The organism is Pseudomonas sp. W22_MBD1_FP4, assembly GCF_052113765.1.
Classification (GTDB): Bacteria; Pseudomonadota; Gammaproteobacteria; order Pseudomonadales; family Pseudomonadaceae; genus Aquipseudomonas; species Aquipseudomonas sivasensis.
Window position 1 is genome coordinate 116,933 of the sequence record NZ_JBGQOI010000012.1, and the last position, 22,381, is coordinate 139,313.

General features: G+C 54.1%; 18 protein-coding genes and 1 tRNA gene. 12 read left to right on the plus strand and 7 right to left on the minus strand.

What is annotated here, in order from left to right; all coding sequences use genetic code 11:
• Positions 1-144 precede the first annotated feature (144 nt).
• Positions 145-1,587, minus strand: coding sequence for an NADP-dependent succinate-semialdehyde dehydrogenase (gene gabD / locus ACEN2T_RS16820; protein ID WP_442117028.1), 1,443 nt, complete (start codon positions 1,585-1,587; stop codon positions 145-147).
• Between the two features lie 358 nt (positions 1,588-1,945).
• On the opposite strand from gabD, the gene ACEN2T_RS16825 reads away from it, so the two are divergent.
• The 10 genes from ACEN2T_RS16825 to ACEN2T_RS16870 all read left to right on the plus strand — a co-directional run bounded on the left by ACEN2T_RS16825 (position 1,946) and on the right by ACEN2T_RS16870 (position 10,158).
• Positions 1,946-2,022 (plus strand) — tRNA-Arg (locus ACEN2T_RS16825).
• Between the two features lie 167 nt (positions 2,023-2,189).
• Positions 2,190-3,425 (plus strand): tyrosine-type recombinase/integrase, encoded by a 1,236-nt coding sequence (locus ACEN2T_RS16830; RefSeq protein WP_442117029.1) that lies wholly within the window; start codon positions 2,190-2,192, stop codon positions 3,423-3,425.
• 282 nt (positions 3,426-3,707) lie between these two features.
• Positions 3,708-4,565 (plus strand): hypothetical protein, encoded by an 858-nt coding sequence (locus ACEN2T_RS16835; RefSeq protein ID WP_442117030.1) that lies wholly within the window; start codon positions 3,708-3,710, stop codon positions 4,563-4,565.
• A 100-nt stretch (positions 4,566-4,665) separates the two neighbouring features.
• The gene (locus tag ACEN2T_RS16840) at positions 4,666-4,947 is read left to right on the plus strand and encodes a helix-turn-helix transcriptional regulator (protein WP_442117031.1); all 282 of its coding nucleotides are present in this window, start codon (positions 4,666-4,668) and stop codon (positions 4,945-4,947) included.
• Positions 4,944-5,249, plus strand: a complete 306-nt coding sequence (locus ACEN2T_RS16845; RefSeq protein WP_442117032.1) for a hypothetical protein — start codon at positions 4,944-4,946, stop codon at positions 5,247-5,249. The genes ACEN2T_RS16840 and ACEN2T_RS16845 overlap by 4 nt, the downstream gene beginning before the upstream one ends.
• A 375-nt stretch (positions 5,250-5,624) precedes the next feature.
• Positions 5,625-5,783 (plus strand): hypothetical protein, encoded by a 159-nt coding sequence (locus ACEN2T_RS16850; protein WP_442117033.1) that lies wholly within the window; start codon positions 5,625-5,627, stop codon positions 5,781-5,783.
• The gene (locus tag ACEN2T_RS16855) at positions 5,780-6,064 is read left to right on the plus strand and encodes a hypothetical protein (protein WP_106805476.1); all 285 of its coding nucleotides are present in this window, start codon (positions 5,780-5,782) and stop codon (positions 6,062-6,064) included. Before ACEN2T_RS16850 ends, ACEN2T_RS16855 begins: the two co-directional genes overlap by 4 nt.
• On the plus strand, positions 6,061-6,333 hold the full coding sequence (locus ACEN2T_RS16860; protein WP_442117034.1) for a DUF3077 domain-containing protein: 273 nt from the start codon (positions 6,061-6,063) through the stop codon (positions 6,331-6,333). Before ACEN2T_RS16855 ends, ACEN2T_RS16860 begins: the two co-directional genes overlap by 4 nt.
• Positions 6,330-9,218, plus strand: coding sequence for a DUF927 domain-containing protein (locus ACEN2T_RS16865; RefSeq protein ID WP_442117035.1), 2,889 nt, complete (start codon positions 6,330-6,332; stop codon positions 9,216-9,218). The genes ACEN2T_RS16860 and ACEN2T_RS16865 overlap by 4 nt, the downstream gene beginning before the upstream one ends.
• Before the next feature lie 97 nt (positions 9,219-9,315).
• Positions 9,316-10,158: a chromosome segregation protein SMC gene (locus ACEN2T_RS16870; RefSeq protein WP_442117036.1), complete on the plus strand. Its 843-nt coding sequence runs from the start codon at positions 9,316-9,318 to the stop codon at positions 10,156-10,158.
• Between the two features lie 275 nt (positions 10,159-10,433).
• Here ACEN2T_RS16870 and ACEN2T_RS16875 read toward each other — a convergent pair whose 3' ends face one another.
• From ACEN2T_RS16875 to ACEN2T_RS16885, 3 genes are all read right to left on the minus strand, one after another.
• Complete coding sequence (locus ACEN2T_RS16875) at positions 10,434-13,289, minus strand: NACHT domain-containing protein (protein ID WP_442117037.1); 2,856 nt, start codon at positions 13,287-13,289, stop codon at positions 10,434-10,436.
• 23 nt (positions 13,290-13,312) lie between these two features.
• Positions 13,313-14,698 (minus strand): KAP family P-loop NTPase fold protein, encoded by a 1,386-nt coding sequence (locus tag ACEN2T_RS16880; RefSeq protein ID WP_442117038.1) that lies wholly within the window; start codon positions 14,696-14,698, stop codon positions 13,313-13,315.
• A gap of 1,482 nt (positions 14,699-16,180) precedes the next feature.
• Positions 16,181-16,732 carry a Panacea domain-containing protein gene (locus ACEN2T_RS16885; protein WP_442117039.1) on the minus strand — a complete coding sequence of 184 codons (552 nt, stop codon included), beginning with the start codon at positions 16,730-16,732 and terminating at the stop codon, positions 16,181-16,183.
• Between the two features lie 1,370 nt (positions 16,733-18,102).
• Between ACEN2T_RS16885 and ACEN2T_RS16890 the strand changes: the two genes are divergently transcribed.
• Complete coding sequence (locus tag ACEN2T_RS16890) at positions 18,103-18,618, plus strand: GNAT family N-acetyltransferase (protein WP_442117040.1); 516 nt, start codon at positions 18,103-18,105, stop codon at positions 18,616-18,618.
• Positions 18,619-18,874: 256 nt separating this feature from the next.
• On the plus strand, positions 18,875-19,096 hold the full coding sequence (locus ACEN2T_RS16895; RefSeq protein WP_442117041.1) for a hypothetical protein: 222 nt from the start codon (positions 18,875-18,877) through the stop codon (positions 19,094-19,096).
• A gap of 236 nt (positions 19,097-19,332) precedes the next feature.
• On the opposite strand, the gene ACEN2T_RS16900 is transcribed toward ACEN2T_RS16895, so the two are convergent.
• The 3 genes from ACEN2T_RS16900 to ACEN2T_RS16910 all read right to left on the minus strand — a co-directional run bounded on the left by ACEN2T_RS16900 (position 19,333) and on the right by ACEN2T_RS16910 (position 22,277).
• Positions 19,333-19,932: a hypothetical protein gene (locus tag ACEN2T_RS16900; RefSeq protein WP_442117042.1), complete on the minus strand. Its 600-nt coding sequence runs from the start codon at positions 19,930-19,932 to the stop codon at positions 19,333-19,335.
• Positions 19,929-20,501 carry an RNA polymerase sigma factor gene (locus tag ACEN2T_RS16905; RefSeq protein WP_442117043.1) on the minus strand — a complete coding sequence of 191 codons (573 nt, stop codon included), beginning with the start codon at positions 20,499-20,501 and terminating at the stop codon, positions 19,929-19,931. Before ACEN2T_RS16905 ends, ACEN2T_RS16900 begins: the two co-directional genes overlap by 4 nt.
• A gap of 153 nt (positions 20,502-20,654) precedes the next feature.
• Positions 20,655-22,277, minus strand: coding sequence for a vWA domain-containing protein (locus tag ACEN2T_RS16910; protein WP_442117044.1), 1,623 nt, complete (start codon positions 22,275-22,277; stop codon positions 20,655-20,657).
• Between the last annotated feature and the right edge of the window lie 104 nt (positions 22,278-22,381).

The following is a 22,381-nucleotide window of genomic DNA, read 5'->3' on the forward strand; positions in this document are numbered from 1 at the left end:
GGAATACGTGGCGGGGAGGCAACTACGGCAGCATGCGATGATCGACTGCCACAGCTTTCCCGGCCACTACGAATAACGGTGTGAAACACGCAAAGGGTCAGCGCTCTCGTGCCCTTTGCGTTTACTGCAATGCCAAACCGGGGCTTAGATGCCCAGGCAGAGGTATTTGATTTCCAGGTAATCCTCGATCCCGTACTTGGAGCCTTCACGGCCCAGGCCCGAGGCCTTGATGCCGCCGAACGGCGCCACTTCGTTGGAGATCAACCCGGTGTTGACGCCGACCATGCCGTATTCCAGGGCTTCAGCCACGCGGAACACACGGCCCAGGTCGCGGGCGTAGAAGTAGGAAGCCAGGCCGAACTCGGTGTCGTTGGACATCGCGATCACTTCGGCTTCGTCCTTGAAACGGAACAGCGGCGCCAGCGGGCCGAAGGTTTCTTCCTTGGCGACAGCGGCGTTTTTCGGCACGTCGACCAGGATGGTCGGTTCGAAGAAGTTGCCTTCCATGACCTTGCCGCCGGCCAACAGCTTGGCGCCTTTGCTCAAGGCATCCGCGATGTGCTCCTGAACCTTGGCCACGGCTTTTTCGTCGATCAGCGGGCCGGTGGTGGTGCCGTCTTCCAGACCGTTGCCGATCTTCAATTTGGCCACCGCGACTTTCAGTTTTTCGGCGAACGCGTCGTAGACCGAGTCCTGGATGTACAAGCGGTTGGCGCAGACGCAGGTCTGACCGTTGTTGCGATACTTGGAGATGATCGCGCCTTCGACGGCCTTATCCAGGTCCGCGTCGTCGAACACGATAAACGGCGCGTTGCCGCCCAGTTCCAGGGAGACTTTCTTGATGTCCTTGGCGCATTCAGCCATCAGTTGACGACCGATTTCAGTCGAGCCGGTGAAGGACAATTTACGCACGATCGGGTTGCTGGTCAGCTCGCCGCCGATGTCACCAGCGCTGCCGGTGACCACGCTCAACACACCTTTCGGGATACCGGCACGGTGGGCAAGCTCAACCAGAGCCAGGGCCGAGAACGGGGTTTGCGACGCAGGCTTGATCACCATGGTGCAACCGGCGGCCAGGGCCGGGCCGGCTTTACGGGTGATCATCGCGGCAGGGAAGTTCCAAGGAGTGATAGCTGCGGTCACTCCGATTGGCTGCTTGATCACGATCAGGCGCTTGTCGGGCTGGTGGCCGGGGATCACGTCGCCATAGATGCGCTTGGCTTCTTCGGCGAACCACTCAATAAAGGACGCGGCGTAGACGATTTCGCCCTTGGCTTCGGCCAGCGGCTTACCTTGTTCGAGAGTCATCAGGCGACCGAGGTCGTCCTGGTTTTCAACCAGCAGTTCGAACCAACGGCGCAGCTTGTTGGCGCGCTCCTTGGCGGTCAGCGCACGCCAGGCCGGCAGGGCCTTGTCGGCGGCTTCGATGGCACGGCGGGTTTCCGCGGCGCCCATCTTTGGCACGGTACCGAGAATCTCGCCCGTGGCAGGGTTGTTGACCTTGATGGTTTGACCATTGTCCGCATCGACCCAAGCGCCATCGATAAAGGCTTGCTGGCGGAACAACTGGGTATCTTTAAGCTGCATGTCGGCTTTCCTTAACAGCACCGCGCGCACGCGGAGCGAATTAGAGTTGTTGAAAGGCGCCTTGTGGGCTGCCGTCAGGGAAATCAGCCCCAGCACGCGAGAAAGATGAATGCGCACGGGAGACAGAGCGTTTGAAATCTCAAACGAATCCTAGGATCAATGGGGGTACAGGGCAATAGTCTGTTCGAAAAAAAGAACGAAAATGGCGCATTAGCCAGAACTTTCAGATCAGCGCGCTCCCGCCACGTTCCCACACTTTGACCAACGGCGCCCGACTTAGGGCCTTTTCCTACCGGTCTAGCGCCAAACACCAGCATGGACGCCCAAGGACGACATGGGTATGATGTCGCCCGCACAAGCATCCGTAGCTCAGCTGGATAGAGTACTGCCCTCCGAAGGCAGGGGTCGTGGGTTCGAATCCCGCCGGGTGCACCATATAGCAGTCTCGGGCTGTCTCAGACAGTCTACGAAACACCCCAAGAAGCCCGCCCTGTGCGGGCTTTCTTGTTTCTGGCTATCCGTCCCTGTCTACCCCTATAACTTCCCGCCGTGTATGCCCACGTGTATGCTTCGCAATTCCTATAACTGGAGGCATACAGGAAGTGAAGCGCTCTGAAATCAAACGCCGCCCCTTAGCAGACACCACGCTTGCAGGGCTAGAGCCTGAGCACGCTACTTATCGGGAGCAGGACGGGAATGGTCTGTACTTTCGGGTAAAACCTAACGGGCAAAAATCGTGGGAGCTTCGCTACAAAAAGCCAGACGGCAAATGGTCTTGGCTGGGCCTAGGCGGCTACCCGGAAATTAGTGGCTCATTGGCGAGGCAGAAAGCAGCTCAACTGCGGGAAGACGCATCGACCGGCAAAAATCCATTAGTGAGCAAGCAAGCTCGCAAAGTTGCAGACCAGGTTGCTGCCAACAATACTTTTGAAGCGTTAGGCCGCGAGTGGTTTGAGGCCAGACGCACAAGCTGGGAGTCAGGTACGTCTCGACGAGTGCTTGGCGCACTGGAGCTTCACGTATTCCCCGTCTTCGGCAAGCGCGTATATACAGAAATACTGCCCCTGGAATGGATGGAGTTTCTACGAGGCATGGAACAAAAGGGGATCATTGAACAAATGGGCCGGGTTCGTGCCTTTTGTAAAGAGATCTATGACCTTGCCCGCGTAACAGGACGAGCCGTCCATAACCCCCTTGAGGGTCTCAGCAAATTCCTACAATCGCGTAGCGCTGAAAACTATGCGCACGTTTCGATTGAAGAACTGCCTGCGCTACTTCGAGCAATCAACTCCTACCCTCACGCAAAGGACGTCCGTATCGGGCTTCGCTTGCTTTCCTTATTAGCATCGCGCCCGAGCGAGATCCGAGAAGCACGCTGGTCAGAAATCGATCTCACCAAAAAGCTATGGACGATCCCTGCCGAGCGAATGAAACGTCGTCGCGAACATGTGGTGCCTCTCTCTCGACAGGCAATCGAAGCGCTCACTGAGTTACGAACACTTACAGGTGCGTACCCTCTCCTATTTCCAGGCAGGAAAGACAGAACAATCCCCCGTAGCAACACCGTCTTTTTGATGGCGCTACGCAGACTGGGATATGCCGGTCGGCAAACAGGCCACGGCTTTCGTCACATCGCGAGCACCATACTCAATGAGCAGGGTTTCGATGAGAATCATATTGAGGCCCAGCTCTCTCATGCAAAGGAGGGGATTGCCGGGGTCTATAACAAAGCGGTGTACCTGCCTCAGCGCAGAGTGATGATGCAGTGGTACGCCGATCACCTTGATGCCCTAGTGAATGGAAATGTGGTGCAGGGCCAATTTGGAAAGGCAGTATGAGAGCACATACCCAGCCCCCCTCCAAAATCGGTGTAACGGGTGTTACTCGTGTAACGCCTATCACCAAAGGTCCGGTTTCATTGGCTTTCACGCCTGTTACACACTTGAGAGACATAGCGTACATCCGATGTAACGCTGCTCAGGCGTGTAACGCTAAAGTCAGCCCTCAGGCGCTGCGGGCTGACGCTTTTCGCCCGAGCCTACCAAGCGACCTTCGCTGGCTCCGCCTTTCAAGCGCAGGGCGTGGGACTCTCGGTTACACGGGGCCTGAGACACGTGGCAATGACTGATCGCCAAACCATATTGCATTCGGCGTTAAGCAGCGGCCTGCTCAAATCTCTCTCAGCACAACCTTTCTATGACCTCTGCCTTGAACAGGTCGCTGACGCCTGCCACCTGATCGACCAGTGCTGGCTGCGGATTCATCGCGAAGACATCAATAAAGATCTCGCCGACATCAAAGATCTCGGCAGCATGTGCATTCAGACAATGATTCATGAGGAGAGCATTTTTCAATATGCCTCCACCGACACCAGGGCACGCCTGGCGCATTGGGTACGAATGTACAGCGGTTACTACTCGGTGTCGGAGCGTGATGCTCATGCGGGCTACATCATGGCTTGTGCCGTAAAAGCGCTGGAGACATTAGTCAACTGGATGCAAACAGCCGATCAAGATGCTTGGTCGCATGTGCCTGAACCTCCTACCGATTTGCCGCGGGACCTCTACTGCGAGCTCGTAGAGATACAGGTCGATCCGGATGAGCGCATTCAGACACTTGATGATTACGCCCTCTATCTAAAACCGATCACATCCATACCCTGCCTGGTCGACGATGAACTAAGACCCATCGCCGAACGAGCGATCAAAAATGCAATCCGCAAAAAAGGCGGTCTCATCAGCGGCATGGAACGTAACGAGGAAATTAGCGTTCGAGACGCCGCGATAGTTAAAAAGGGGCTCCACTACCGTGCAGCGGGGATGTCCAAACGCAACATTGCAACGAAGGTGCATGCCTGGCTACAAGGCGAGGTAGCAAAACCTCCAAAACAACGGCCTGAGTGGATTGCGCTTGAGACCGAAAAAGCCCTCACCCGCAAAAGGGTTGAAGCCATTCTCAAACGCTACTTCGTGCTGTAAGCCAGAAATTTCAATCGGATTTCAATTGGAAGTGAACTGCTCATCTCCGACCCGCACCTAGATCATTGCTCTCAGCCCTAACCAGTCGAGAGCAAGACCTATGAAAGCGTCTATCACCAAACCTCCCCGCTTTAACCCAACCACTCCAAACCCCATCTTTGACGCATCGTCGACATTGATCCGTATGCCCGAGGTCGAGCGGATCGTGGGCATGAAGCGTTCCACCATCTACAAACTCATGCAGCACACAGATAGCGGCTTCCCCTTGCCCGTCAAATTGAGCAACAGCAACGCCCGCGGTGCGCCCGTAGCTTGGGTTTTATCTGAGATCCAAACATGGGCACGAAGCCGCATAGAGGCTCGCGACCAGGTGGCAGCATGAAAAATCGAGTCGCCAATAGGGCCACCGTGCAGCCCTTTTCTGTACTCAGAACAGTCGGGTTCTCATCACGCGGTATGCAGCGTTTTGAGCGCCACCGCACAGAGCAAAAACGCCTGAACCGGGACGTGATGGTGATGCGATGGGCAGATGGCATCTGGTGCGCATTGTCAGTTCCTTGCCAAGCCCCGCAAGCAATCATCGTCGACGAAGGCCAACAAATCGACGCCTACGAGGATGCGCGCGCGTGCCTCGAAGGCGACCTGTTGCCCTTTGTCTCCCTGCGCTGGGACGCCCATGCCTGAAACGAAAACGCCCCCGGCGGCAACCGGAGGCGTTGAGGTAAATCTACATGCCTGATCAATTTATTCCTCACCGAAAAAATCCGCAAGCGATCTGCACAGTTGCACTTTCAAAAAACGGGCGTTACTCTCTGGCCGTCGCTGCAAATTCAGCGACCGGGTTTGGCGACCCGATCTACAATAGGCGCACAGGCGCCCCCATTACGATTGCAGGCGCTTTTTTTGTGCCCGCATTCACGTGCTATGGCGGCTGTGCGTGGGAGACCTTCGGGTCTGCCGGGTTCCTATTGTCCCGGTTCGCCAACCTGCGCACAGCTGCCACCCTAATTCGTTTGGCGACGAAGTGTGGCAGCTCCTCAACAATAGGAGTTTCGCCCCATGCACGCCCTCAATCCGTCCAAAATTCGCGCCGCCGCCCATCGAGCAATGGCTCTCGCCGCTTTACGCGCCAACTCCAGCCTCGCCACACGTCTGTCCCGTTACAACGCCCATATGTCAAAAGCGCGAGCCCTGGAAGCCGCAGGGGGTGCCCAATGAGCATGCTCCCAGGTTTTTCACTTCCCGAGGATCTGCTCTGCGTCAGCCAGGACGCCGAAGCCGGTATTCCCATCGATGCCATCACCTGCGCCCTGGAGCGAGCCGATTCAGTTCTGATGCTGCTGGAAGATCATTTAGACGGCGATAAACCCGTGCTCTCCAACCGTGTGCTGTCATCCGTTATTTGGGACGTGCGCGGCACCTTGGGCTTGATCAAAACACTCGCTTTGTACGGTGATGCCTCCTCTGTGCCAATGGGCCAGAAAGGCGGTGCCCTGTGAACACTGCCACTACTCTCGGGCGTGCCGAATTCTCATGTGCTAACGACACTCACCAGAAGCTATTCCGGGTCAATGCAGGTGTGCCGCTTGAGGATGCGCTGGAAGCAATTTCACTGTTTCAGCACTACGCCAATCAACTGACTCTCGATGCCGCAATGAGTGACGAAGGCGAGCGTTTCAGTTGGCCGGCGTTCTACCTGGGCGAGATGGCTAAAGCACTGATCGATGACGTGAACGATGCACTGTGTGCAGCGAGTACCACGCCATGACCCCGCGCACCGGCAACACCTCAAAACGTCCCAGCTTTGCCGACGTAAAAAGCGCCGCTTTGAAGAGTATCGACCGTGTCCTTACTCACTGGCTGCCGAATGGCAAACGCGTGGACGGCGGCAAGGAATACACCGCACCGAACCCCACGCGCACGGACAAACGTGCAGGCTCACTCAAGGTCAATTTGAGCAAAGGCACCTGGGCGGATTTTGCCACCGGCGATAAGGGCGGAGACCTGATCGATTTAGTGCGCTACATCGACGGCGGCACCGATGTTGAAGCCTGCAAAAAACTGGCGGATCTGCTCAGCGTTTCTGCTGGCTCAGCGACAACGAAAAGCGCACCGGCCAAGAACGCAACGCCGGAGTGGATCGCGATTCAGCCGATCCCGGTCGAGGCCATGAATAAGTGCCCAGCAAAACACCGGCAACACGGTGCTCCCTCCAAGTTGTGGATCTATCGCGATGCACAAGGCCAGCCGGTCATGGCGCTGTATCGCTTTGACCTGGGCCCAGATGAAGACGGAAAAACGCGAAAGGTTTTCGCACCGTTGACCTGGTGCAAGCGCTCCGATGGGCAAACCACGCAATGGCGCTGGCAAGGATTGCCGGAACCTAGGCCTCTGCTACGCCTGGATGAACTGGCACAGCGCGCCGGCGCGCATGTGGTGTTGTGTGAGGGTGAAAAGGCCGCTGATGCTGCCGCGGAACTGATGCCGGACCACGTCGCCACCTGCTGGCCGAACGGCTCCAACTCTTGGCACAAGGCGGACCTGACGCCACTCAAAGGGCGCACGGTGGTGCTATGGCCGGATAACGATGCCAGCGGCAAGACCTGCATGGACGCCATCGAGCTCAAGTTGATTGAGCTGGGCGTCGCTTCGGTACAACGAGTCTCGCTCGACGTATTCAAGCTCAAGCCCAGCAGCAAAGGCGGAAAGCCCACGCTCATCAAGGGTGGAAAACGGGCAGACGGCGACGATGCAGCGGATGCGTTAGCCAAAGGCTGGACCGCTGCCCACGTCGCCGAGCTGGTGAGCAGCGGTGAGTTTTTCGGCAGTGCCGCTGAGCCAACTGAACCTCAAGAACAGAATGCCAAGGTGCCCGCCAAACGCCTTGCGAAATCGAAAAACGACCTAATGCCGGGCGGCTTTCGCCTGACGTCTGAAGGGGTGTTTTATTCCGGCGATGATGGTGAGGCGCGTCCTGTCTGTTCGCCTCTCGAAATCATCGCCCGTACTCGCGACGACAAGGGCCACAACTGGGGGTTATTGGTCGAGTTCGACGACCCGGACGGCGCCAAAAAGCGCTGGAACATTCCGGCCCGAACCATGACTGGCGACTTCGGCAAGGACGTACTCGGTCCACTGGTAGACATGGGCCTGCGCCTCGCGGGAAGCCGATCTGGACGCAACACACGCAATGACCTGCAGAGTTACCTCGGTGGCTTCGACAGTGCCCAGCGCGCACGCTTGGTAACGCGCTTAGGTTGGCACGACAACGCCTTCCTTCTGCCCGAACAACAGATCGGCTCGCACGCCGAACATCTGCATTTTTATGAGGCCGGTGCCCAACTGCCACCGATCAGCGAGGCGGGCTCTCTGGAGCAGTGGCAGCAGCAAATCGGCGCACTGTGCGTTGGTAACCATCGCTTGGCGTTTGTCGTCTCTGTGGCCTTTGCAGGGCCTCTGCTAAACCTGCTGGGGCATGAGTCAGGTGGTTTCCACCTGTATGGCGACAGCTCCGGGGGCAAGACCACTCACCTGCAAGTCGCTGCATCGGTTTATGGCGGGCCGCGTCTGGTGCGTTCATGGCGCTCGACAGATAACGCCCTGGAGTCCATCGCAGCCGCCCATTCAGACGGGCTCCTGGTGCTGGATGAAATTGGCATGTGTGACCCACGCATTATTGGCGAGACGGTTTACATGCTCGGCAACGGCACCGGTAAGGCCCGGGCGAATGATCGAGGACAAGCTGGCCGACAGGTGCAAGAGTGGCGCTTGCTGTTTCTCTCGACCGGCGAGAAGACATTGGCGCAGCACATGGCGGATGCAAACAAGGAGCTGAAAGCGGGCATGGAGATGCGCATGCTTGCGGTGCCTGCGGATGCCAGCAAGGGCCTCGGCATGTTCGATGTGCTGAACGGTTTCGAAGACGCAGCCGCCCTCTCCGATGCGCTCAAGGCCCGTGTAGCCAAATACTACGGCACAGCCCTCACCGCCTTCCTGCACGCACTGTGCGCGCCTGGAGAAATGCTCAGGTGGTCGGTGATCGTTCGCCGAACGGTGGAACAGTTCATCACCCAAAACCTGCCCGCGTCGGCCAGTGGTCAGGCGCAACGCGCCGCCCTTCGCTTTGGCCTCGCAGCAGCGGCCGGAGAGTTGGCTACCGCCTTCGGCGTCACCGGTTGGCCTGATGGTACGGCCACGACGGCTGCACGGGTTTGCCTGCATGCATGGCTAGCCGAACGCGGCGGCGCCGGAAACTTCGAGGGCGATGCGATTTTGGCGCGGCTGAGACAGATCATCGAGCGGTTTGGAGAAAGCCGCTTCACCCGCTGGGAATCTGCCGCCGCCAAAATCGATGAGCACGGCCCACGCACGATTGATCGGTTGGGCTTTCGCAAGACGATGGAACACGGAATGGGCGACGCACTGCACACCACCAACACCTACTACGTACTGCCGGAAGCCTGGAGGGCCGAAATCTTCAAGGGCATGAACATCAGTGCAGTGAACAAGGAGCTGCTGCAACGAGGCGTGCTGGAACCGTCCAGCGACGGCAAGGCGTCGAGTCTGGTTCGGTTACCCGGTCTGGGTCAGCAACGCTGCTACATCGTGAAGACGATTCCGGGCAAGGAAGAAAGCGAGGCCGGGGCTGCCTGAAGCATGCCTGCTGATCGAGGTAGCGCCGGCTGATTACCGGCCTCGCCAGCCGTTCGACAACCATCCCAATCAACCGCAGTACACAGAGACAATACAGATGAACACTATCCAAGAACTGAAAGACCGCCGCGACACACTGACCCTCGAAATGGAGAGCATACAGCGCGACCTGGCGCCCTTCGAAGAAGCGCTGGAAAGCCCGGAGGTTATCCAGCAAGGCCGTCAACGGGCAGTGCAAGATGAAATCAACGATCACAAAAGACGCATCGATTCGCGAGACTTTGAGATCCACCGTCTGAATCAAAAGATCGATCGCCTCGAGGCACTGGCGAACCACGAGAGCTTGGCTGCGGGATACATCAGCGATATGGCGACCTGGAAAGCCGACGAGGTGGAGCTCAACGAAAAGCGCACAAGCATTGAGACCCGGTTACAGCAGGTCCGCCAGAGCGATCAGGAGGATATGGCAAAGGCTCGACAAGCTGAAACGGATGCAGCTACCGCTTATGCACAGGCCGTGGCTTGGGGCGATGTAGAGGGCGAAAAAGCCGCTAACGCGGAGGCTCAAAAGGCCGCAAAAAACCTCACGGCTGCGGTTGAGCATCACCGCCGCCAACAACTGCTGATCACCGCGCTGGAACAAGAGCTTGTGACGATTGATCTGCATATCACAGAGGCACAAAAAGAACGCGCCAAGATCGAGAGTAAAGCGGCACATCTGGCGAACACTGTGCTGGAAGAACAATGGAACGAGGCCGCGAAAGCACTGCTGGAGACCGGCGGTAAGTTATGGGCTGCACGAAGAATGATTAGTCGGGATCCGGTTGCGCTGCTGAAGCTAGACATCCCGGAACAGGGCGAGCGCTTTGGAAGCTGGACCTGGCGAGAACTCGCAGACCGCTCAGATCAATATCGCCTGGCCGACTTACTAGCACCTTAACAAAAACATATTCGAAGCAGCGAAAAAAAGAAAAAGGCTGCTTCGATTACTCCCAAACTCACCAGCGAAATCCGCAATAAAAATTAGACTTCTATTAAAATCAATCTCAAAGCCTCCAATTGAAATTTAAAGATCAAAAAACCTCAACAAGCTCTTACGCGCAAGTAAAAATCTTACTAAAACGAGTTCACCTAGATACTTGAGCTAGATATTCAAATAATGAAGCGCCCGTAAAATAGCGCTCCATCCCATTTTACTTCCTACCAAAATTAGCACTACACCTCAACATCGGCTTCTCTAACTGCCACATCAAAACCGTCCTTAACAGAAAGGGCAGACAAATCATAGCTGTGATCATTGCGAAGCCTTAGTGTAAACGGAACCGACATACTTTCAAGCACCGAAACATCCTCTACAGGACAGCCCGAAATATCTAAATAACGCAGACTTCGAAAATCATTAATATACGATATGTCTTTTACAGAATGAATATCAATGAGACTAAGCGCACTGATTCCCGCCAATTTACTCAAAGACATTGGATTATTCAAAATGACCCTACGTACAAATAAGTGGGATAGATTTTTACATTTCGCCAATGGCGAAAAATCTTCAACCTCAAGGTCCTCTAGCATCAACATGACAAGCTTATTAAGCCTTCCCACTGAGTTTAAATCTAAATCCTTCACTCCAGCGACAAACAAATGATCAAGCTTTTTGAAGTTTGAAACAGGAGAAAAGTCAGACAAATCCACATAACTAAAGTCCATGGTCGATATCTTTTTACAAGCAGTAAAACATTCAAGACTATCAAGATACAAATTCGCGAGCTGAACGTAATCAAGATTAGTAAGCCCCCTAACAAAGCTAGCATCTCTAATAGGCACGCCTGTAATAGAAAGAGACTCCAGCTTTTTCAACCCACCAATGGGACTCAAATCAGAGACCTCAATATCTTTGAGACATAAATACCTTAAGCTTTTCAAGTTTTTTATCGGTGACAGGTCCGTTATCGTGACCCCCGACAAATCGAGAACCTCAAGCTCCTTTAAACTCATCAGCGGCTTAAGATCCAACACCTTTATATCGCGAAGCTCCAAAGTAGATAAACTCTTAAAAAAAGCAATTTCTTGAAAGTTCTCAGGGGCGGCGGACGTAAATCTAAGAAGACTGATATCTTCCGATCTTTCTAACCCGGCAAGATCGATCACAGTGTCACGAACAGAAATAGCCTCTAAGTTTTTAAACAAACTCAGGGTGTTTGCACTTATTTTAACGCCACTAATAGCTACTAATACTCTAACCTTCTCAGCCCAAGAAGCATATTCCTCTGGAGACTTACTAGCATACTCGCTATCAGATGCAAAAACGGCAGCATATCCTGCATCAAGCATAATTTTGGCAATTTCAGACACAGGCTCAGCTCGATACTCAGCCTCATTGAAAATTGTAGTCACGCATCCTGAAGCAAGGAATGCTCTCGTATACTCAGGAAGTTTTACATGCTTATTCTTAATCAATCTAGCGGCCAAACTTGCAAGCTCTCCAGACCCGCTCCCAAACACCACACCAACCAGTATGTCTACCCACTCAAACCCATGCTCTGCCGAAAGAGACTCAAATAGGAAAATGAACGTCTCCAGCCACTCAGGAAATTGCGCCCATGAGCCTATTTTTTCTCGAGTAACTAAAGCGTCGGCAGGCATCTTACCTGTGACAAATGCAGGCCGAACAATACAATCACTTAGATAGCAGGAACAGAAATACTCTTGAAAACTAAGGTGAACAAAAGCGTATCTGTTTTCACCACGAGGAAGAAGTAGACCGCTCCGTCTGGCAACCCAACTTAAAAACTCCCTCGCAACAAGTTCATAATCCGCGATTCCTGACTGACTTATGGCCTCTCCAAGCCAACTGACAATTTCATCCTCGGAGGCTAAAATTCCCGCAGTGGAGGACCCCCAATCCCTCGAACTTTGCAACTTAAAGCCGACGTACGCGAGCCAAGACTTTTTGTCTTTCCAACCATAATGGGAAAGGTTACTTTCCGCAGTTATTCGCCGCTGATTATCGATAGTATTAATGTACGCATTAACTATTTCTTCGTAAAGAAGCGCTTTGCCATCAGGTAGATGTGCTCTTTCTCGATGAACGATTGCCATCAGACTCAATAGATTGGGAGTCCGAGCAAGTTTTTGAGTTATATCAGACTGAGCCAAAGACCCTAGAAAATCCGAAGTTTTCTGTTTAGCCTCAACATTGCTAACACATCTTTGGCTATACCAATTACGTGCGAAATCCGATATCTGACCCTGACTGAAAGGCATTAGAAATCTTATATTCGCCCATTTTTTATTTTTTTCTATATAATCCGGCTTAGCCAATCCTTCTATATTGCGAGCACGGCGCTTACCCGAAGCAGCCCTAACACTACCCATCAAAGTGTCGAGAGATCCTTTTTCTGTTTCTCCTACACTGTTATCTGAGTCTACCGGGCAGTCCTCATAACCTACAATTCTAGAGGTCGCCAATACAACCGCACTTTGCTGATGCGCTTCGCGTATCCATGACGAAATGAGAGGCCGTCTATGCACAGGAATTTCATCAATACCATCGAGAACGAGAACATATCTTCCCGAATTTACCCATTTTCTAACAATGCGTTCAAGGGGCGCCGCTTTGCCTTCACCAATTAGTTTAACTACAGTCGCAAATGCGAGATCAGAGACCGTAAATCCACTTTCAAAGCAGGTTTTTGGCATATCCCGCAATATACAAGGAAAAGGAATTCTATTCTGAAGAGGTTCCGGCAAGGGCGCGGAAGATCCAGAGGTCAAGCGCCACGCCAGCCAATTACTGAGAGTGGTTTTACCCCCTCCAGGATCACCTAACACAACCAATTGCCCTAGCTCACTTAGCTCAGACAAGAGGTTTTTACCTTCTGGCCAATCCTCAGGGTCTTCGTCCGTATGAACAGGAGCTGTCGACAACATAGGCGGGACAAAAAGAGTTTCTATTTGAACCGATGGAAGATCTCGCAGGGATGGAAGAGCTAGAGTTTCAACGACCCCATGCTTCCTCCGGACCTCACCGAGATATCCTCGAAGTGCAGGTTCATTCCACAATTCCATTATTTCACCATTAGTATATACCACTAGACCTCCAAGGCAGCTTGGTGCCCTTCTAGTAGGGGTCTAAAATCAACGGACAGAAGGTGATCTCGATACTCTCTAATCAACTCATCTATCCAAAATAAATTAATATCACCAGGATTAGGATATTGAACAGCCCATGCCGGTCTGACGCCACTATCTCCGACCTGGGTTTTAGATGTGAGCTTCAAAGCCGCCGCCCAAACAGGGATCATGGCAACACCATCGGCATTATGACTACGCTCGCCACAACACCATGCGACACATTCATTCCAAAAATCAGCATCAAAGTGCCACCTCTCCCAGAGATCTCGGTGAAACTGATGTATATATGAAGCCACTAAAACTCTCACTGCCCACACTTTTTGGTCTTCCACATCCTCAGGGATCAACACGCATCCTGAGAATCGTTTCCACTGATTAGCCAATGCTTTTAATCTACGAAGATTGGGCGGAAGACAAATCGTATCCCCCACGGCTAATACAAATGCCTGAGCCGGGTTAGAATCAGCAGAACCATCCATGAGCATTTTAGAAAAAAACTCAGAACCTGTTCGAGGTAACGGCAACCTGTATATATCAGTACATATCTTTTCTAAATAATGACTTGCACGCAAGTAAACATCCCCTCCACTTGCGTTCGCAGGCGCTGAAATTTCTTCCCGCACAGCATCAATCAGAATATTTTCGTTCATCCCTAGAATGAATACGCAATTAGGTAGGCTTAAGTAGATTTTCAAGCCTTCCAAAAGTTTAAAAGCAGACTTAGCATTACATCGATCAAGGTCATCAATGAACACAACTACTCTAGTGTCAACCCCATTAGGAAGCAGTGCCACTATTGTATCATGAAGATGTTTACGTAACGAATCAAACTGACCGACCTGATGAAAATTTGACTTTTCCCAGGCCTCACCCAACCCTCTAATTTTCTCTGAATTAGGGATAGCTTCATATCCGATAGCTTTTCCAATTCCGGCCAAACCATCTAAAGTATACTGAAGCGCTACCGTACTTAACTTCTCAAATTTCTCTTTAACTTTTTTCATAGTTGAGAACTGACGACGCATCTCTTGCAGCAGCGCTACAATTGGGCTACTTTCATGCTGATATCGCCAAGCGTCAAACCATATAGTGACAACTGAATTATTTTCGTCGGGAATGGCGTGGATAGCTTGCTGACGCACAACTCCTGCCTCAGCCTCGCCCCCTAAGCTATGCTGCAGTTGCCTCATAAAACTTGTCTTACCTGCTCCCCAGTCACCATGGATGCCAAGCACATGTGGCGTAGGACATTTTTCAACGCGAACTTTAAGACGTTGAATCTCACGGTCCCATCCCAGCTTGTCATCAAGTGTCGGTAAATCATCCAGAAGAACAGGTATCACTTTACTAATCCTTTTTTATATTCCATTTAAAAACAGATCTTTCATTGGCTTTCGCCTGGTTGCTTCCCCGCTCAGAAACACGAACACTTGTGCCTAGAAGGAGCAACACAGAAGGTAGAGAGATCCCCTGCTAGCTCGAGAAAGCTCATTTTACACTTCTGGCCTTTATACAACGATGGAGCCAACAGAGAAAGCATCTGATTGGACCGGTGCAGCCCGCAAAAGGCAACGATTACCACGCTTCTTCGTACCGCATCAGAATTGGCCGCCCCCGTGCGATTACCCCGGATGCGGTCGAGAATGGCATTGCGTAACCGCTGATATCCTCACGGTGAAGTTTGCCTGGTAATAGGGGCGGCTGGTCAGCACCACGGTCCACCAGGAGACACCTTAGCTAGGTCACGTCGTCCGTCGATAAAGCCCCGAAGCAGTTCGGGGCTAGAACATTACCGCAACCTCCTCACACAAAGGCATCAAACGATTTCGGACTAGGTGCGGGTAGATCGCTTCATGCAGAACGCATGCACAGAACACCCGACTCCACCTATGAGCTCAGTGTGCCACAAGCCGACACTGCCTAATTTTCAACATTCTTGAGCTCATTAGTTCAGTGCGCTATTGCATTTGCTCCGAGAAGACCACGGATCACAATGCTCAGACTTCATACGACCTCCGAACCAAGGCAGCCTCAGGGCAACAACCCTTGCGACCAGTCATTGCGGGCCTATACGTACCTTAACCAAGCTGAGTCCTCACGAAAGGCTTCGTATCATCTCGCCGGCCCCTAATTCTGCTGATAGATGAGAATATCTGCCGCGATCGATGCGGCGGATACCGCAAGCGCCGATGTTTGGCCCCTTTGGATGGCGCCTGCAACCTTCATCAAATGGTTCAGCGAAAGGGGCGTCGAGAACACCGTCCATGAGCTCCAGCACAATCGGCTCCGGGACGCTCAGCGCCAGGGACGACAACCGTAAGAGCATCGATGGAAGGACTAGTGCTAACGTCGCGAGGCGCTACAGTAGGGGGGTATAGGTTGTGTGTGATATCTAGATTGAATCTAACATCAGTACAATATTACCTAGAGACAGTGCTTGCGGAGGTAGCGGGAGATTTTCGGAGCGACCAGATCTGACACATCGAAGCCTGCCCTCACTTGATCATAGACAAGGCGGCTGACTGGGGCGTCCGGCCGAACATCCCCGGCTGTAATTTGAGCCTCCAGCCTGGGCACCTTTAGCACCGTAGCGCCTCTGTAGACTACCCAACTCTCACGGTTTATGAACGGATGGCAACCAGGCTGCAGAACGCATGCAGGATCGTGGAAAGTCCCGGGCTGGACAGATGAAAAATTTACTACCAAAACGCTCATTTCGTTGATTTCGCCACAGTGAACAGGATCGTTCATCACCACGTGGAGGTGCGGGACAGGCCCCGTGAGGATGAACAGCGTTCCTTGCTGAAATATGGTCCATTGCGGCATCACGACATCTCAGCGAGTTTCTGACCTAGCAGCTTACGGGTTTGAAGCATTTCGACCTTCTCATGAGCTTGCACTTTGGTGAAACCAAAAGATTTGAAGGTCACCTCGGCGTCAATCGGCTTGCTAGAACTGCCAGGATTCTCCCATTCCGGGAGCGTATGGACATAATCCACTAAGTCCCAGCGCTCCATGTGGCCAAAACTCGCGAACACTTCGTCAAGAATCGCCAACTCTGCCCGGGAAAGCTCATCAAGCTCATCCCATGCAAAATTTCGCTGGAGTGCCACCGCGTTATGCTGGATGGGGGAAATCAGCGCACTCCAAGCATCACTTCGACGAGTGCCGTTCATCAGATCCAGGGTCGCCGAAAGAATCGGGCCGTTTTTCATGTTGCATTGGAAGTCGTCAGACATTGGAACGTCGTAGCGTTCCATACTCAAGCGGTCAGCCAGGTAGAGCAGTTTCATTAGCTTGATATGAGCCATTGGAGCTTCACGGCGAGCCAAAAAGAAAGCCGCCATCTGGGCCACTTTTTGTTCGGAGAAAATCAAGAGTCACCTCTCTTGCGCCATCCATGGGCATTACAGTTCGCGAGCGCGAAATTATGGGCGCGTATGTTTATTAGTCAATAAAATCAGGTGAGCATCCCATGGGAGCAGACGAGTGGTTGACTTCGCCTCCTGATCTATTACATATCGGCGTTCTGCCACGATCGTTGACTGAGGTATAGCACGGTTTCGACAATCGCAACGGATTGGCCGACGATACGATAGCTATATGCCTTAGCTAAGTAAGCCGTGTCGTTTTGGAAAATGTCGAGTCGCAAGACATGTCAGCTCTGGGCCGAAAAAGGTACTCATATAGAAATAACCCCACACTGGGAGCTTTGAGCACGATTATCACCTTCGGATGTAACACCTTTTCTGCTTGTAAAACCTTATTGAGACAGAAGCGCACAGAAGTGTGAATCCATAAAAACCAATGCTAATCATATAGATAACAAAAATGTAACAACTCTAACACCAATTTTTGGCCCCCAGCCCCCGCGAGCGGATAAACCTTCAGCGATAGAGTTCATGGTCATGCCTCTCCCAAATGCAAATTCCAGGGGCCCCTGGGGGAGATGACTAGATACGGGGTAGGAAACCCGCGGGATCGTGTTAGCGAAAGGGCGCCCAGCTTAGTGAACAGGTGAACCTGGTGAACTCCAGTTCACCTGTGCATATGCCCTACCTTTTCAGCTGTCTGAGAGTACCGTTACCATAACGGTAACGATGCCCTTTTTTCTTCAAGATCCTTTCAATTTCAACGTTGAAATTTCAGTAAGCTGGTGTGGTTACCGCTACCACGATCCCGCGGGTTTCATGCCCCGTGTGAAGCTAAAGCTCTCAGGGTCCCCAGCGTGATTTCCTCTCATCGAAAGGCGGAGCCCGCGAAATTCGCTTGGTAGGCCCGAGCGCACAGCGCCTGCCCACAACACCCGGATGCTGACTTTAGCGTTACACGCAGGGGCAGCGTTACATCACGGGTTCGCTATGTCGCTCAACTGTGTAACGGGCATGAAAGCCAATGAAACCGGGTGTTTGGTGAAGGGCGTTACACTCGTAACACCGGTTACACCAATTTTGGAGGGGGGCTGGATACGTGCTCTCATGCTGCCTTTCCAAATTGGCCCTACACCACATTGTTGGCCTATAGGGTGGGTAATTGCACTCACCCTGACCACCCATTTGTATTGCACTTGCCCACTCATTTGCATTCGACTTGGCAAGTCGTTCGCATCGGATTTGACCAGCACACTGGGTGGCCCTGATTGGCAGAAGTCGACCCAAAGAGGACGTCCGATTCGCTGAAGAAATGATCAGCATGTTACTTTTCCTGGACACACACGGAGTACTGCACCTCTTGTAAGGAAATTACGATGCTCGTCGATACCCGCGAAATCTGCATTCAGTCGCCACGCCTTAGAATTGAGCCATTCCGCGCGCAGGACGCTGTTGAATCCTTCTCTTGTATAACCGCCTCGTTGACTCGCTACATGTCGTGGGAACCACCTGCTTCTCTTGAGGACTATGCAAACGTCTGGCGGCAATGGCTGCCTTCAATCGCAGATGGCAGCGACTTTGTGTTCGCAATTAGACAACTCGAAGATACTCGTTTTACTGGCCTTGTCGGGTTGCACGATACCCACGGTGAAACACCGGAGCTGGGTATCTGGATTCGTGAAGATAAACACGGGCTAGGCTTTGGAGGTGAAGCGGTCCAAGCGGTTGTTCAGTGGGCCAGCCAGCGAGTGGTAGCAAAAAGTTTCATCTACCCCGTTGCGACGGACAACCATGCGAGTCGACGTATTGCCGAGGCTCTAGGTGGGATCATCCTCGAGATGCGCACATCAGCCAAGTACGACTCGGTTGTTTACAAAATACCAGCTGTTTAATCATCTTTATCAAACCCGTCGACTGACTGCTTTTGGCCGTTGTTTGCCGATCAAGGCCGCCCAGTGTGCTGGTCAAATCCGATGCAAACGACTGGTCAAGTCGAATGCAAATGGGTGGTCAAGTCCAAGCAACTACGCATCTAGGGAATCAAGATGACCAGCGTGATTTCCGATCACCAGGTGGTGAGGACAGCTAATATGCAATGCGACTGGCTGGAGGTAGATTGACTACCTGACGACACGGCGGGAGAACATCATGGAAGACACCCCTTTGCTTGCGTCATTACTCAAGCGCATGAATGAAAACCAACTGGCGCTGGGGGCAGCTATCGAGGAGCTGTCAAACTGGGTTGAGCAAAGAGGATCTACAGAAGTGGCACATAACATCCGTGGGGCACTGAATACCCTGGATGAAAATGCAGGATTCATCACCCTTGCGCTCGCCTCACTGGCGGCAGAAGGTCGAACGAAGAAGTAACTACTCAGCTGGAAAGCACCACATCAGTAACCATTTGGTGTTGCTTTACCCTACGGGGATACCACGAAAAAAGTGGCCAGAAGGAAGCGCCGTGTATGCCCACGTGTATGCCTAACCGACGCCTCACCAAACACACCCAATAAATACAGGGCTCTCACTGCCCAGTTCAAACGACGCCGGGGCACCAGATACAGATAAAAAGCCCCAGGTCGAAAGATCTGGGGCTTTTTTGTGGGTCAACGCTTGTGCAACGCCTCCAGCTGCGCTGGCAGGTCTTCCTCGGGGAAGCGCGCGTGCAGCGCCAGCAGTTTTTCATCCGCGGCTTTGCTTTCACCCGCTTCACGCAAGCGCACAATCGCCTGCAACTCCTCCTCCAATGACGGCAGCGCGAGCGGCGCGCGCTTGCTCAGCTTTGCCGCGGACTGATCTGCCAGCGCTCCGGCGATCTCAGCCTGAACCGGTGCACTTTCAACCTTGGGCGCGGCCGCAATGCGAGCCATCGGTGCAGGGGCGGACAACGCTTGCGGCGCAGGGCGAGCGGCTTCTTCGTGCAAGGCGGAGAAGGTCGCTGTGGATATCTCGGCTTGCGGCACCGGTGAGCGCATGACCACGCCGATCATCAGCGCCAAGCCGGCCACGGTGGCGAATGCCATTTGCCAGCGCGGGCGTTGGCAGGCGTGCAGCCAGCGTTGCCACAAGCTCGGTTGCGGCGCCGGGGCTTCGCGGCGGGCGGTGTTGAGGATGAAGGCGTCGAGGGACGCGGGCGGTTCGCCAGGGCTGTGTTGACGAAAGTGCTGGAGCAGCTCGTCGTCAGGGGTGTGTCGGGAGTCAGTCATACAGGTACCTCCTCGGCCAGCAGACGACGCAATTTCTGCTGGGCGTAGCGCAAGCGGCTTTTTACGGTTTCCAGCGGCGCGTGGGTGAGCGCGGCGATTTGCGGCACGTCCAAATCGCCGTGCAGGCGTAGCAGGAAGGCTTCGCGCTGGTCTTCGGGCAAGGCTTGCAGGGCGGCGTCGAGGCGCGCTTGGTCGCGGCTCAGGCTTAGCTGTTGCTCAGGGCCTGCGCTGTCGTCGGGCTGGGCGTGCAGTTGCTCGTCGTAGCTGTCGTGCAACGGGTTATGGATGCCGTGCTTGCGCCAGTAATCGATCAGGCGGTTGCGGGCGATCTGGAACAGCCATGTACGAAAGCTCGCCCGACCTTGTGGCTGGGTGCTGCTGCGGATCAGGCTGAGCCAGGTCTCCTGGTAGATTTCCTCGGCCAGTTCGGCCTTGTTGCTCAGGGACACGAGGAAGCGGTAGAGGCCCTGACGGTGGCGCGCGTACAAGACTTCGAACGCGGCGGCCTCGCCGGTGCGGTAGCGGGCCAGCAGGGATTCGTCGCTGGGTGGATCATCGGGAACAGCCATGTAGGGGGCAAACTCCTTTTGTAAAGTTAACGCTGTTCAAGTGTGGGAGGGGGCTTGCCCCCGATAGCAGTGGGTCAGTCAAAAATGTACTGATTGATCTACCGCCATCGGGGGCAAGCCCCCTACCACATTTGATCCGTGTCGTGGTTAAGATCAGGGTTTTAGGCTTTGGGCCAAGTCCACCAGTTGCACGAATTCATTTCTCAGGCCGAACGGGTCATCGCCTCGCGCCGAGCGGGCGAGTGCGGCAGTGTCCTTCAAGCTCATGTTGCCAGTGTAGCGGCCATCGCCCTTGAGCTGTTGGGCGAAGGCGGCCACCGCCGCCGCGAAACGCAGGTCGTCGCTGGCCTTAGTGGTTTCGTTGCTGATGGGCCGTTCGATCAAGCGGCTATCACCGCCCGCCGCAGGCTTGTAGCGCACGCGCACCATCGCCAGTTCATTGGACTTACCTTCCGCCGCAGGCGCGCTGGCATAACGCAAAGGCTCCAACCAGCCCTTCTCGCCCTTCGGCACAATTTCGTACAGCGCTGTCACGGTATGTCCTGCGCCGATCTCGCCGGCGTCTACCTTATCGTTGTTGAAATCCTCACGCTTCAAGGCGCGGTTTTCATAACCCAGCAGGCGATATTCGCTGACTTGGGCCGGGTTGAATTCCACCTGCAATTTCACATCCCGCGCAACCACTGCCAGGGTTGAACTGAGTTGGTCCACCAGCACCTTGCGGGCTTCGCGCAGGGTGTCGATGTAGGCGTAGTTGCCGTCGCCCGCATCGGCCAGTTGCTCCATCAGGTGTTCGTTGTAGTTATCCACTCCGAAGCCGAGGGTGGTCAGTGAGACACCGCTTTTTCGCTGCTCGGCGGCCATCTGCTTGAGGCTGTCGAAGTCGCTGATGCCGACGTTGAAGTCACCGTCAGTTGCCAGCAGGATGCGGTTGATGCCCTTGTCGATAAAGCCTTCGCGGGCCATCTGGTAGGCCAGTTCGATGCCGGATGCGCCTGCCGTGGAACCGCCGGCGGTGAGTTGATCAATGGCATTGCGGATCTTGGCCTTGTCGCGCCCTGAGGTTGGCTTGAGCACCACGCGGGATTCACCGGCATACACCACCAATGAAACTCGGTCCTGATCACGCAACTGGTCCACCAGCAATTTCAGTGTGCTTTGCACCAGCGGCAAGCCTTCGCGGCGATCCATGGAGCCGGACACGTCCACCAGAAACACCAGGTTGGCCGGTGCGAGCTCCGCCACTGCACGGTCGGACGCCTTGATGCCGATGCGCAGCAGTTGGGTGCGCGGGTTCCATGGGGTGGCGGCAACTTCGGTGGTCACGCCAAACGGTGAGCCATCGGTGGGGAGTGCGTAGCTGTAGGGAAAGTAGTTGACCATTTCCTCCAATCGCACAGCGCCTTCGGGCGGCAGGCTGCCTTGGTTGAGGAAGCGTCGTACGTTGGCGTAGCTGCCCGTATCGACATCGACGCTGAAGGTGGACACCGGCGTTTCGGCCACGCGGTGCACCGGGTTGTCCGGCAGGTTGGCGTATTGCTCGCGGGGTTCGCTGCGATAGTCCATCGCTGCTGATTCCTGCATGCGCATTGGGGCGGGCATTGCCATGCGTTTGACCAACGCTCCTTGGACCGGCGCGCTTTGCAGCTCGGCGACGGGGGCCGCCGGTTTGGCCAGCTCAGGCGAAGACGACAGCCCACACCCGGCCAGCGCTACCAGCACGGTAACCGCAAAGCCTTGGGCAGCAGGACGCAGGAAGAGCAGAGGGTAGGACATGGGCTGAGCCTCGTGAGTGAATAATCCGTTCACAAGGTCAGACGCAAGGTGCGGGTGGTTCGGGTTAAACCTGATTCAGAAAACACTGCAGTTCAAGTGTGGGA